The following is a 12,870-nucleotide window of genomic DNA, read 5'->3' as shown; positions in this document are numbered from 1 at the left end:
ACGAAACGGCAATTGATGCCGTACTTGGCGAAGATCCCACCCGTAGCGTCCGGGCCCCTGGTCGCCTATATCAATATCGACATGCCGTACCGCGGTTTTCCCGGTTGCCGTCCGGCAACCGCTCCCTGCTATTCTCAGTACGCGACGGCGCCGCCGTCTTCGGCGCGACTGTCGGCACCGCCGTACAGAATGCCGGTTTCCGGATCACGGTAGACCCCCATCGCACTGCCGATACCCCGCACTTCGCGAATCGTGTGACCAAATGATTCGTACAACTTGCGGGTATCCGGCGAAATCCCGCTGCGTTCGAAGACAGTCATGTCGGGTAGCCACTGGTGATGTATGCGCGGTGCTTCGATGGCTTCCGCGATGTTCATGCCGTGGTCGATCACGTTGAGTACCGTTTGCATCGAGGTATTGATAATGGTTTTGCCGCCGGGACTGCCGGTCGCAAACAATGGCACGCCATCTTTCGCAACTATCGTCGGCGTCATGCTGGACAGCATGCGTTTTTCCGGCCGTATGCGGTTGGCTGCCGTGCCGATGCGGCCGCGTTCGTCGGTGATGCCGGGCTGGGCGTTGAAGTCGCCCATTTCGTTATTCAGCAAGAAGCCGGCACCTTCCACGACGATGTGCGAGCCGTAGCCCCACTCCAGCGTATAGGTCAGGGACACCATGTTGCCGTCCTTGTCTACGACGGAAAAATGGGTGGTCTCATTCGATTCGTACGCCTGCGCGAACAGAGCCGGGTCACTGGCCGATGCCGATGTCAGGCTGATGCTGCCGCGTAAATCGGCCGCATGCTCTTTGGAGGTGAGTCGCTCGATGGGCATGTCTTCATTGAAGTCCGGGTCGCCCAGGTAGTTCGCACGATCGGCATACGCCCGCCGCATGGCTTCAGTCAGGATGTGCAGGTATTGCGCCGAGTTGTGTCCCATGCCGGCCAGATCGAAACCTTCCAGGATATTCAGCATTTCGACCATCGTGACACCACCCGAACTGGGCGGTGGCATGCTGACAATCTCGTAGCCGCGGTAGTTGCCTGTGATTGGTGCACGTTCCACCGCTTCATATTTCGCGAGATCTTCAAGCGTGATCAGTCCGCCGTTCGCTGCCATGTGATCGGCAATAAGCGTGGCGGTGCGACCTTTGTAAAAGCCGTCGGCACCTTCCCGTTCGATGCGTTTCAGCGTTTTTGCCAGGTCCGGTTGCTTCCATATGTCGCCAGGCTGGTAGAACGAGCCGTCGCGCTTCAGGAATACCTTGGCCGAACTCGGGTAACGGTCCCAGCGTGACTTCCGGCCCTTGAAGGAGTCATGCAGTTGCCAGCTGATGGGAATGCCCTCACGCGCAAGTTTGACGGCCGGAGCGACCAGATCGCGCCATGGCTTCGTGCCGAGGCGCTGATGCGCCAGTTCCAGTCCGGCAACCGTGCCCGGTACGCCCACGGCAAGGATGCTGTCGTGATTGATGTTGTCCTGAATTTCGCCGTTCTCGTCGAGGTACATGTCTTCGCTGGCAGCGAGCGGTGCTTTCTCGCGAAAGTCGAACGTCGTCGTCGTGCCATCAGCGCCGTGGTACACGAGGAAGCCACCGCCACCGATATTGCCGGCCGTAGGCCACGTGACGGCCATGGCGAAGGCCGTGGCAATTGCCGCATCAACGGCATTGCCGCCGTCGCGTAATACCTGCACACCGACTTCGGAGGCGTGTGCGGATGAACTGGCAACGATGCCGTTCATGCCACGCGCGGGAGCTCGTCCTGCCGCGTCAACGATGCTGGCATGAGCGATTAAGACGACAGCAGCCGCTGTGGCCAATAGATTACGAAGTTCCGAAAACTGCATTGCGTCCCCCAGTTCGGTCATTACCAGGACAGGTAGTCAGGAATTGCCTGTTGAGCGCCGCATTCTACACAGTACGAATCCACCTCACAGCCGGCAAAAGGTTTGTCGGGAAACTTGTTATTCGTGCTGTCTGCCGGGTTCGGCCCGGCGCGGGCAGGACCCTTCAGCTTGTTGCTGTGTGCCACCACACGCGGTGTTCGCCGCGCGAGTGACAGGGCGCCGGCTGGCTCAAGACCCTGCGAGTCCGGCTGCATAGTATAGTCATGCCATGAATGAACCCGGAATGGCCTCGCTGCTACCCGTCATCGTCACATTGCTGATCGCGTTGACTTTGCGCAATGTCCTGGTCGGTTTGTTTGCCGGTGTTACTTGCGGTGCATTGATGACCAGTGACGCCAGTTTGCTGGGTTTTGTGCCGTCAATGGTCAAGGAGCGGCTGGTTCCGGAAGTGGCGGACAGCTACAACGCGAGCGTGCTGGTGCTGCTCGCCTTCATTGGTGGCTTCGTCAAACTGATTGAACGTTCCGGCGGCGGCGCCGCGTTCGCCCGCAGCGCGGCGCGCTGGGTAGTCAATCGAACCCGCACCCAGCTTGCGGCGTGGTTTGGCGGTGTCGTGATTTTCTTCTCGGACCTCGGCACACCGCTGATCATCGGTCCCGTGTTTCAGCCCCTGGCAGACCGCATGAATATCTCGCGCCAGAAGCTGGCGTTCATACTCGATTCCACCTCCTCACCAGTGGCAATTCTCGTGCCGTTCATTGGTTGGGGGGTCTTCATCATGAGCGTCATAGCCGATGCCTTTGCCGCCAATGGCATCGCCGATTCCGAATGGTCTGCATTTATCGCGGCGATTCCCTACCAGGTGTACGCCTGGCTGGCGATCGCGCTGGCGCCGGTGCTCGCCATACTGGATTTCGATTTCGGCCCCATGCGTCGCGCGCAGAGTTCTGCCGAGCCAGCGGCACACGCACCGCAGGTCGCAGATGACCCGCGTGCTAAACCGGTGCTGGTCTGGTTGCCGTTGCTGGTACTGGGAGTGGTGTTGTTTGCCGTTCTCCTGCAACTGGGCTTTCCGCAGCAACAGGTCGCCGGCAGCGATTTTCGCGCGGCATTGTCAGCGGCGTATTTCTTCGCCGCACTCATGCTGTTTGCGTTGCTGTTGGTCAGTGGTGTGCAGACCGCCGCAACGGCGTTCGCCAACTACGCCACCGGCATGAGCGGCATGATGTCCATCGCTGCGACACTGGTGCTTGCGTGGGCATTGGGTGACATCAGTGCCGATCTCGGCACCGGTAGCTACGTTGCGGCGCTGGCGCGCGACGGTGTGACCAGCGGTTACCTGGCGGTGGTCGTTTTCATTCTTGCGGCTGTAATTTCTTTCGCTACCGGATCCTCCTGGGGGACGATAGTCATCATGATGCCGTTGGCTATTCCGTCTGCTTTGGCGGTTGATGCCGCCTTGCCGGTCGTGATCGGTGCAGTGTTGTCCGGCGGGCTGTTCGGCGATCATTCTTCGCCGGTTTCGGAAACGACCATATTGTCGTCAACCGGTGCCGGCACAACACCGCTGGAACATTTCAGAACGCAAATGCCGTACGCCGTCGTGAACGGCGGTATTTCGATAGTGGCATTCGTCATCGCGGGTCATCTGGCCACAAGCTGGATTGCGGCGGCCGCCGTTGGCGTACAGATATCGTTAATGCTTGTGCTGCGGCGCTTTCTGGCAATGCCTGAGGCCGTTCGATAGAGTAAGTGCGAACCAAAACAAGCAACAGTCGAGGGTGGGGCAACCATGAACAGACGAACCTTTTTCGAAATGCTGGGCACCGCTTCCGTGGCACTCGGGCTGTCGACGACCAGCGCAGAGGCAAAGACCCGCAAAGTCGACGACAGGCTTCGGGAGCTGGGTATCGAGCTGGAAACCCCGTCAACGCCAGCGGCGGTATACGTGCCTTACCGGATCAGCGGCCAGCAGGTCTTCATTGCGGGGCAGATTCCGCCCGCCAATGCGGCAACGCCAACCTTCGGCAAACTCGGTTCAGATCTCACTGTCGATGAAGGCTATGCCGCGGCTCGTCTCGTTGGGCTGCGGATACTCGCGCAACTGAAATCGGCTTGTGGCGGTGACCTCGACAGGGTAGTGCAATGCGTCCAGCTGCGTGGGTTCGTGAATTGCACTGCCGACTTCAGCGAACAGTCGACCGTCATCAACGGCGCTTCCGAATTATTGCGCGATGTCTTTGGTGAGCAAGGTCTCGCGGCACGCGCGGCGCTCGGAACCAACTCTTTGCCGCTGAATGCGGCTGTCGAGATCGAATCCGTGTTTGAAATAAGGCGTTGATCGCAATCGCCTGAAAGCAGATACCCGAGGTTACACATGAAGCGTCTGTTCGCATTGCTCGTTTTTATTCCCTTGCTGGCCTGTGCCGAAGAGGAACTGCCGTTCGAGGTCACGGCGGTAAAAAGCTTTTCGCGCCCCTGGGCAATGGTCTTCCTGCCCGACGGACGCTTGCTGATTACGGAGCAGGCTGGCCGGTTGCTGCTGGTGTCACCGGATGACGGGACAACGATCGCCGTCGACGGCGTGCCGGAGGTCGATTTCGGCGGTCAGGGCGGGCTCGGCGATATCGCCCTGCATCCCGATTTTGCGCACAATCATGTTGTGTACCTGAGTTACGCGGAGTCCGGCAGCGGCAATACCCGCGGTGCCGCTGTGGCACGTGCAGAGCTCGACCTGAGTGCGAAGCCTGCGCTGGCCAACGTGGAGGTTATCTGGCGCCAGGTCCCCAAGGTCAGTGGACGCGGTCACTACGGTCACCGCTTGCTGTTTTCAGCCGACGGCTATTTGTTTGTATCCTCGGGTGACCGGCAGAAATTCACCCCGGCACAGGACATGGCCGCCAACCTCGGCAAAATTCTGCGGCTTAACGACGACGGCAGTGTGCCCTCGGACAATCCGTACGTTGACCAGGGCGGAGTTACCGCGCAGATCTGGTCACTGGGCCATCGCAACCCGCTGGGTTTGGCATTTGACGCGCAAGGCCGCTTGTGGAATCACGAAATGGGACCCAGAGGCGGTGATGAACTCAACCTCGTCGTGCGGGGGCAAAACTATGGTTACCCGGTTGTTTCCAACGGCGACCACTACAGCGGCGAGGATATCCCGGACCACGAAACCCGCCCTGAATTTGCCGAACCTGCCACCTGGTGGACGCCCGTCATCTCGCCGTCCGGTTTCATGATTTACCGCGGTGACCTGTTTCCCGAGTGGCGCGGTGACGGCTTTATCAGCGGTCTCTCATCCCAGTCCCTGGTGCGCATCGCCTTTAACGGTGACTCTGCGAGCGAGGCAGAACGCTTTGCTATGAATGCGCGCATGCGGGCCGTCGTGGAAGGTCCGGACGGTGCAATCTGGATGCTGGAAGACGGCGGTCGCGGTCGCTTGTTGAAGCTCACTCCGGCTAACTGAGGAAGGACTGTTTGAACAACGTACTGATTACCGGGACGAACCGCGGTATAGGGCTGGAACTCGCAAGGCAGTATCAGGCACGTGGCGATAAGGTTGTCGCGGTATGCCGGACTGTCAGTGCCGAAATCGAGAATCTGGGCGTGCAGATTGTCGATGGCATAGACGTCAGCCAGGCCGGGGATGTAGCAACGCTCGCCACCAAGGTCACTGGCATGGCGTTCGATATTCTCTTGCACAATGCCGGCATTCTGCGCGGCGACAGCTTCGATACGCTGGATTTTGACGAGCTTCTGGAGCAATTCAAGGTCAATGCGCTCGGACCTCTGCGCGTCGTGCGCGGCTTGCGGAACAATCTGGGCGCGGGTTCCAAGGTCGGGATCGTGTCCAGCCGGGTCGGCTCCATTGCCGACAATGAGTCCGGCAACAATTACGGTTATCGCGCGTCAAAGGCGGCGGTGAACATGATTGGCACCAACCTCAGTCACGACCTCAAACCCAGCGGCATCGCGGTTGCTTTATTGCATCCGGGGCTGGTGGCTACGGCCATGACCGGCGGCAGAGGAATTCCGGCGAAGGAAGCGGCCACCGGGCTGATCGCGCGGATGGACGAGTTGACGCTGTCGTCCACAGGCGGTTTCTGGCATGCCAATGGCGAACGGCTGCCGTGGTAGGCTGCTCGGCAACCTGCAACGTCTGAGCTAACGAGAGGGGGGCAATGAGCAAGCAGACGGAGAGCATTACCTTTTTGGCCCGACTGGCGCTGCTGGTGCTGCTTGCGCCAGTGCTGTCCGTCGCGGCTGATGACGTGCGACCAGCCATAGCGGCCAGCGTATCCGCTGAGCGCATCGAAGCGGACATCCGTAAGCTGGTCAGCTTCGGTACCCGGCATACGTTGTCCGATACCCGGTCCGACACGCGCGGTATCGGGGCTGCACGACGTTGGGTCGAGAGCGAGTTCCGGAAAATTTCGGCGGATTGTGGCGGTTGTCTGCAGGTGATCACCGTCGGCGATACGGTATCCGGTGCGCCGCGCATTCCTGATCCCGTGGAAGTAGTCAGCGTCATCGCTATTCAACGCGGCACGCTGGACCCTGATCGTATGGTGCTGATGGCGGGCGACATTGATTCGCGCATCAGCGATCCCATGAATTTCACCGATGACTCACCGGGCGCCAACGACAATGCGAGTGGCCTCGCCGGTGTGCTTGAAGCCGCGCGTGTCCTGTCAAAGCACGAATTTGCCGGCAGTATTGTCTACGCGGCACTGTCTGGCGAAGAGCAGGGCCTGTTCGGTGGCCGCATACTGGCGGCGTACGCATTGCGTAACGGCTGGCGTATCAAAGCCGTACTGAACAACGACATGATCGGCAATATCGAAGGCATCGATGGCGTGATCGACAATGCGACAGCGCGCGTGTTTTCTGAGGGAACCCGTTATACAGAAACGGCCGACGAAGCGGCTGAACGCCGTTCCCGCGGCGGTGAAGTTGACTCAGCGTCACGCAATCTCGCACGTTACATCGATCGCATGGCTGACGATTACATCGAAAATCTCGATGTCATGATGATCTACCGTCTGGATCGCTTTGCACGCGGCGGTCATCACCGGCCGTTCAACGAAGCGGGCATGCCAGGTGTGCGTATCATGGAGACGCATGAGCACTATCACCGTCAGCATCAGGATTTGCGCACGGAGGACGGTATACGGTATGGCGACGTTATTGACGGCGTCAATTTCGATTACGCACGCAAATTGACCGCATTAAATGCGGTGTCTCTTGCCGGTCTGGCGGCGGCTCCACCGTTCCCCAGTGAGGTAACCATAGCCGGTGCCGTGCAGCCACACACAACCCTGAGTTGGACGCTGCCGGAGGGCATGGCGGCGCAGAATCTGGCTGGCTATAAAGTCTATTGGCGTCTTACTACGGATGCGCAGTGGACACGCAGCCGCTACGTCGGCCTTGTGGACAGCTACACGCTAGAAAATACCGTTATCGACAATTACTTCTTTGGTGTTGCCAGTGTTGCCAAAGACGGTTCCGAGTCACCGGTGGTATTTCCCGGCAGCCCCGGATCATTTGGTGATTGATAAATTTAATGTGTGCGTCGACGGCACGGCATTCCGGTAAACAACCCGAACAGTACGACTAGACGAAAAGGTCCGAGAACTTATGAGCCAACCCAAAATGCCGACGATGGTCGACGCACTGATTCCCGTCATATCGTTGATCCTGATGCTGGCGCTGTCTGTCTACCTGTTTGGTTCTGATTCGTCGAGCGGACCGAATCAAATCGTTTTGACCCTGGGCGCCGCGATTGCCGCGATCGTTGCGATGCGCAATGGTCATACCTGGCCAGAGTTACTCAAAGCCATCGTTGCAGGGATCAGTACCGCGATGGGCGCTATTCTGATTCTTTTGTCAGTCGGTGGCTTGATCGGTACCTGGCTGATGGCCGGAACAGTTCCATCACTGATTTATTACGGACTGGAATTATTGAGTCCGCAATGGTTTTACGCAGCGAGCTTGTTGATTTGTGCTATCGCGGCATTGGCCACCGGCAGCTCATGGACAGTGGCGGGCACACTCGGCGTTGCGCTGGTGGGAGTGGCACTGGGACTTGGCTTGTCGCCCGCAATTACCGCCGGCGCCATTGTGTCGGGCGCGTATTTCGGCGACAAGATGTCGCCGCTTTCCGATACCACCAACCTGGCGCCCGCGGTGGTTGAGACAGACCTGTTCACGCACATTCGACACATGGCATGGACAACCGGGCCGTCAATCATTATGGCGCTGATCACTTTTTCAGTGATTGGTCTGATGGCTGACGTGCCGGCGGAGAATACAGCCCTGCAAGACCTGATGACGACGCTGGATAGCGCGTTCAATATCACGCCACTGGCACTGATTCCACTGGCCGTTGTTTTCTATATGGCCTACAAAAAAGTACCGCCGTTGCCGACGATTCTGTTTGGTGCATTGTTGGGTGGGTTCGTCGCCATAGTGATGCAACCACAGGTGGTACTGGATTTCGCAGCCTCGCCTGATTTGCCGGTGGGGCTCGCGCTGACCAAAGGCGTGTGGCTGGCGCTCTCGGATGGTTATGTGTCGACGACCGGCGTCACCGAGGTTGATGACTTGCTGTCACGCGGCGGCATGAGCGGCATGCTCGTTACAATATGGCTGATCCTTACGGCTTTATCCTACGGGGCGGTACTCGAGCACGCCCGTATGCTGGAACGCCTGATTGAATCGGCGTTGCGCGCCGCGAAGTCGACCGGTTCCCTGATCATGACTGTCGTGTTCAGCTGCATCGGTATCAACATCATCGCGGCGGATCAGTACATTGCCATTGTGCTGCCTGGGAAAATGTTCAAAGCCGAGTTCGAACGGCGCAATCTGGACCCCGTGAACCTGTCCCGCGTTGTTGAAGACTCCGGCACGTTGACCTCGCCGCTGGTACCGTGGAATACCTGCGGTGCCTACATGGCGGCAACGCTGGGCGTCGCGACGCTGGCTTATTTGCCGTTCGCCTTCTTCAATCTTATTAACCCGCTGGTGTCTATTATCTATGGCTACACGGGCTTCACGATCACCCGCCTTGACGGCGAGCCGGATACCGCCAGCGCCTGAGCCTTTCACCGCTTGCGCACGCAGGCATCGCCTGCGACAGTCGCTGGCTGCAGCGATGACTGTGTTGTGGCTCGTCCTGGCAGGCAGCGCCCGGGCGGGCGGTGGGGTCGTGCTCAGCAACGACACCTGCATTATCAATATCGGCTTTTACGACGCGCATTTCACCGCGTATCAACCAGATGCCAAAGGCGATACCGAGTTTTGCGAAGACCTGCCGGTCGCCGGCAAGGCCGTATTCGTTCTCGACTACCTGCACCGCAGCTTGAAAGACGTGCCGGTTGATTTTCGCATCATCCGCAACGTGACCGGCAAAGGGGAGTTCGCGCGCGAAAACGACATCGATGCGCTTGGCAACCTGGACGCCGCAACTGTTTTCTACGCGCCACCGGCGGTTAAATCCAACGGTACCTTGCTGGTCGAGCATGTGTTCGCCGAGCGTGGTGAATACATCGGTATCGTCACAGCGGGTCACCCCAGTAATTCGAATATCTACACGGCGGTTTTCCCGTTCAAGGTGGGTGCCAGCGGCGTGCCGTGGGGCTGGCTCGGGTTTTTGGTGGCGCTGTTGCTGGCCGGCGGGTTTCTGTTCAGGATGAAGAACATCGGTGGCGCCAATCGGACAAGTACGGAGTGAGCAGAATGCGCAAGCACGGCCCGTGGTTGTTGATCGTCGTTATTGCATTGCTCGCGTGGCCGCCGCAATTTTATCCGGAGAGTGTGCGCCTGACGCTGACTTCGTGGTTCGGCGCTGACAGTTACCGACCCTTGCCGGCGACGAAACCGGCAGCGCAGCTGAGCCCTGAAGTCTATTGTCCGCCTGACCCATCCGGCTGGCGCGATGCGCAACTCATCGACGGCGTCGAGATTGCCGAATCGAAACCCTGTGTTGCGGACAATCCGTACACAGTGGCTGCCTTTGTCAAAGGCACGAACAACGTGAGCGAGGCAACGCTGCTGGCGAGCGGCCTGACCGCCGATGCGGTCGAGAAGGGCCGTGACCTCGATGGTGACGGTGATCCGGATGAAATTCATATACGCCTCGAAGTTGCCGAGCTGAACGGTTCGTCGCCCATCGACAAAAGCAAGGTCACCCGCTACGCGATCGCGCCAGGCATTGAACCGGGAATGTGGGTGTTCACGCCCAAGTTTGTCGGCATGGCGGTTGAGAACTTTGAGTCACAGCAGGCCCGCTTTTCCCTGCGACTGCCTTCGCCGGCTATCCGGGTTGAGCAGGGCGATGTGGTCACCGTAACGCTGGAGAACAGCCACTACATGCCGCATACCCTGCACTTGCACGGTGCCGACCACGGCTTCGTAACTGCCAGCGGACAGGGCAACGACGGCGTACCCACGACGAGTGAAATGCCGGTCATGCCGGGCAATGCGCGGAGTTACGAACTTACGCCACGGGTGGCCGGAACCATGTACTACCATTGCCATGTGCAGGCACACGTGCACGTAATGATGGGGCTGCAGGGCTTGTTCGTCGTTGAAGAAAACCGGCCGAACAACTGGCTGCAGACGATGAACATCGGTGCCGGCTTGGTGCGCGCGCCTTCGCAGGCAACGCGGGAAAAATTCTCGCAGGAATACGACCTGCATTACATGGATCTGGACCAGCAGTTAAGCGAACGTATTCAGCACGACAATGACCCGCGGCTGGTTACGCAGTCCATGCATCGCGACTATGATATTACGGACGCCACGACGGACTATTTCACATTGAATGGACGTTCGTTTCCGTACACGTTCCGCGAGTCCCTGATCGTCGCCGATACGGATGAAACGGTGCGTTTGCGGGTCGTCAATGGAGGTGCCAAAGGTATTGCGTTGCACACCCACGGCCACAAGTTCATGGTGACGCACCGCGACGGTGTGCCGTTGCCGGAGCAAAGTCTGGCGCTGCAGGACGTGGTCTGGCTGGCAACCGCGCAGCGGGTCGATCTGGCACTCAGCTTTGTCAATGATGGGCTGCACGCCTATGGCCGCGGTATCTGGCCATTCCATGATCATCAGAATAACGGGGTGACCAATGACGGTATCGGGCCGGGCGGCAACATCAGCGCGATCGTTTACGAAGACTATCTGCGTGCGGATGGCTGGCCGAAGACCCAGGGCGTGTCATGGGACAATTACTTCACGGCGGAATACTACCGGCGCGAAGTACCGGTATGGAGCAGTTATGCGCCAGGTCTGTTGGGTGAGGCTGGCAAAGACTGGCGTCTGTTTGTGCGTCTCTTGATACTCGCGCTGTGCAGCGGTGCATTGCTGGCCGTTGCCTTCGGCGCCTTGCGCCGCCGGTGATCAGGGTGCGCAACCGGGTGCTGCTATTGCTGGTCGTTACCGGCGTCAGCAATCTTGCCAGAGCGCAACACGAGGGCCATGCCGGGCACGGCGAGCACAGTGGTATGAGCGTTACCCGTAGCGGCGTGGTCATGAATGAAAACCGGGACCGTTTGCCAAACGGCTGTGACGCGATCAGCCGCGAGCAGCACTTTGAGATTCATGCGGGCCGGACTTACGCGAATGATCGACCGGGCATCATCTACGGCATGAGCCAGCACGAGGTTAAGGTCGAGCCCTGTGCGCGCGTCACCATCGACTTCGTCAACGAGGATGAGACCCGTCACCAATGGATGGTGCATGGACTGCCCAAGTACCTCTATCCGGCGGGGATGTTTCACATCGAGGCGATGGGTGGCGAGCGGCAGAGCGGTACTTTCATTGTTCCGGCGGAAGACAGGAACTACCTGATTCATTGCGACATGGCCCAGCACATGGAGAAAGGCATGCGCGGTCAGCTCGTGGTCGGCAAAGGTGGCGGTGATCTGTGGGCTGTGACCGGTATCACCGATGCGTTCCGTCGTTCTTCTTATCTGCCACAAAAAGTGGCGATGACTTTTCTGCTGGTCGCGGCGCTGGCATTCAGCATCACAATCGTGTGCCGAAAGCGGCGAGCGTGAACGGGCTTGTAAGGAGTTGAGCAGATGCGCGTAGCACTGATTGGTGGCACGGGTTTTGTTGGCAGTTACATCATTGATGAACTGTTGGCCGCTGGCCACCAGCCCGTGGTTCTCGTTCGTCCGGGCAGCGAACATCGCTTGCGTGAGGCGGCGAAATGCCTCGTGGTTGCCGGAACCCTTGCTGACCGCGCTGCACTCGCGGCCTGTATGCGTGATTGCGATGCTGTCATCTATCTGGTTGGCATATTGCGTGAACAACCTTCCGCCGGCATTACATTTGATGGGCTGCAGAATACCGGTGCGCGTATCTGCATTGATGTTGCCATTGAACAAGGTGTGCAACGCTTTGTGCTGATGAGTGCGAACGGCGCCAGCAGCGAAGGTACGGCGTATCAACGCAGCAAGTTTGCAGCGGAACAGTACCTCGCCGAGAGTGGCCTGCCGGGTACGGTATTTCGTCCTTCTGTGATCTTCGGCGACCCACGCGGCTGCATGGAATTTTGTACCCAGCTACGTGACCAGATGATCAGGCCGCCGCTGCCGGTACCGGTTTTCTTTCGCGGTTTATCGCCGGCGCGCGGCGGTTTCAGTTTGTCACCCGTGCATGTCAAGGATGTCGCCAGCGCTTTCGTTGCGTCGTTGCAAAGCCCGGCGAGCATTGGCCTGACTTTGCCGCTCGGCGGCAAGGAGACGCTTGCCTGGCCGGAGATACTGAGGCGCATCGCCAAGGCGAGCGGCAAGCGCAAGCTGTTGCTGCCGGTACCGGCGATTTTCGTTCGTCTTGCCTGTGTGCTGCTCGACCGCTTTTCCTGGTTTCCGATTACCCGTGATCAGCTGGACATGCTGCTGCAAGGCAATGTTGTCGAGTCGTTCCAGGCATTCGAGATGTTCGGAATTTCGGCGCGTGCGATGCAGGCCGATGAACTGGCCTACCTGCAACGGTCGGCGTAGCGACTGCC

At 59.0% G+C, this 12,870-nt stretch carries 11 protein-coding genes; 10 read left to right on the top strand and 1 reads right to left on the bottom strand.

Annotated elements, in window-relative coordinates:
* Positions 1 to 134: 134 nt before the first annotated feature.
* Positions 135 to 1,847, bottom strand: a complete 1,713-nt coding sequence (gene ggt, locus BA177_RS15780; RefSeq protein WP_068619520.1) for a gamma-glutamyltransferase — start codon at positions 1,845 to 1,847, stop codon at positions 135 to 137.
* Between the two features lie 268 nt (positions 1,848 to 2,115).
* Between ggt and BA177_RS15770 the strand changes: the two genes are divergently transcribed.
* From BA177_RS15770 to BA177_RS15725, 10 genes are all read left to right on the top strand, one after another.
* Complete coding sequence (locus BA177_RS15770) at positions 2,116 to 3,594, top strand: Na+/H+ antiporter NhaC family protein (RefSeq protein WP_068617770.1); 1,479 nt, start codon at positions 2,116 to 2,118, stop codon at positions 3,592 to 3,594.
* 45 nt (positions 3,595 to 3,639) lie between these two features.
* Positions 3,640 to 4,188, top strand: coding sequence for a RidA family protein (locus BA177_RS15765; protein WP_197493157.1), 549 nt, complete (start codon positions 3,640 to 3,642; stop codon positions 4,186 to 4,188).
* A 36-nt stretch (positions 4,189 to 4,224) separates the two neighbouring features.
* Positions 4,225 to 5,316 (top strand): PQQ-dependent sugar dehydrogenase, encoded by a 1,092-nt coding sequence (locus BA177_RS15760; RefSeq protein ID WP_068617766.1) that lies wholly within the window; start codon positions 4,225 to 4,227, stop codon positions 5,314 to 5,316.
* Between the two features lie 11 nt (positions 5,317 to 5,327).
* Complete coding sequence (locus tag BA177_RS15755) at positions 5,328 to 5,987, top strand: SDR family oxidoreductase (RefSeq protein WP_068617764.1); 660 nt, start codon at positions 5,328 to 5,330, stop codon at positions 5,985 to 5,987.
* 44 nt (positions 5,988 to 6,031) lie between these two features.
* Entirely contained in the window at positions 6,032 to 7,405 is a 1,374-nt protein-coding gene (locus tag BA177_RS15750) for a M28 family peptidase (protein WP_082990181.1), read from the top strand.
* An 82-nt stretch (positions 7,406 to 7,487) separates the two neighbouring features.
* On the top strand, positions 7,488 to 8,948 hold the full coding sequence (nhaC, locus tag BA177_RS15745; protein WP_068617762.1) for a Na+/H+ antiporter NhaC: 1,461 nt from the start codon (positions 7,488 to 7,490) through the stop codon (positions 8,946 to 8,948).
* A gap of 55 nt (positions 8,949 to 9,003) precedes the next feature.
* Positions 9,004 to 9,582: a hypothetical protein gene (locus tag BA177_RS15740; RefSeq protein ID WP_068617760.1), complete on the top strand. Its 579-nt coding sequence runs from the start codon at positions 9,004 to 9,006 to the stop codon at positions 9,580 to 9,582.
* A 5-nt stretch (positions 9,583 to 9,587) separates the two neighbouring features.
* The gene (locus BA177_RS15735; protein ID WP_068617758.1) at positions 9,588 to 11,252 is read left to right on the top strand and encodes a multicopper oxidase domain-containing protein; all 1,665 of its coding nucleotides are present in this window, start codon (positions 9,588 to 9,590) and stop codon (positions 11,250 to 11,252) included.
* A 5-nt stretch (positions 11,253 to 11,257) separates the two neighbouring features.
* Positions 11,258 to 11,911 (top strand): cupredoxin domain-containing protein, encoded by a 654-nt coding sequence (locus tag BA177_RS15730; protein ID WP_156762857.1) that lies wholly within the window; start codon positions 11,258 to 11,260, stop codon positions 11,909 to 11,911.
* Between the two features lie 24 nt (positions 11,912 to 11,935).
* Positions 11,936 to 12,862 (top strand): NAD(P)H-binding protein, encoded by a 927-nt coding sequence (locus BA177_RS15725; RefSeq protein ID WP_068617754.1) that lies wholly within the window; start codon positions 11,936 to 11,938, stop codon positions 12,860 to 12,862.
* Positions 12,863 to 12,870: the final 8 nt, after the last annotated feature.

It is taken from the genome of Woeseia oceani, from assembly GCF_001677435.1.
Taxonomy (GTDB): Bacteria; Pseudomonadota; Gammaproteobacteria; order Steroidobacterales; family Woeseiaceae; genus Woeseia; species Woeseia oceani.
Note: the sequence above shows the minus strand (reverse complement) of the source record. Positions and strands in the feature narration are given on the sequence as shown.

Excerpts from the sequence above, each read along its gene's own strand:
- ggt (WP_068619520.1), bottom strand. The coding sequence starts at position 1,847 with ATGCAGTTTTCGGAACTTCGTAATCTATTGGCCACAGCGGCTGCTGTC.
- BA177_RS15770 (WP_068617770.1), top strand. The coding sequence starts at position 2,116 with ATGAATGAACCCGGAATGGCCTCGCTGCTACCCGTCATCGTCACATTG.
- BA177_RS15765 (WP_197493157.1), top strand. The coding sequence starts at position 3,640 with ATGAACAGACGAACCTTTTTCGAAATGCTGGGCACCGCTTCCGTGGCA.
- BA177_RS15760 (WP_068617766.1), top strand. The coding sequence starts at position 4,225 with ATGAAGCGTCTGTTCGCATTGCTCGTTTTTATTCCCTTGCTGGCCTGT.
- BA177_RS15750 (WP_082990181.1), top strand. The coding sequence starts at position 6,032 with ATGAGCAAGCAGACGGAGAGCATTACCTTTTTGGCCCGACTGGCGCTG.
- nhaC (WP_068617762.1), top strand. The coding sequence starts at position 7,488 with ATGAGCCAACCCAAAATGCCGACGATGGTCGACGCACTGATTCCCGTC.
- BA177_RS15740 (WP_068617760.1), top strand. The coding sequence starts at position 9,004 with ATGACTGTGTTGTGGCTCGTCCTGGCAGGCAGCGCCCGGGCGGGCGGT.
- BA177_RS15735 (WP_068617758.1), top strand. The coding sequence starts at position 9,588 with ATGCGCAAGCACGGCCCGTGGTTGTTGATCGTCGTTATTGCATTGCTC.
- BA177_RS15725 (WP_068617754.1), top strand. The coding sequence starts at position 11,936 with ATGCGCGTAGCACTGATTGGTGGCACGGGTTTTGTTGGCAGTTACATC.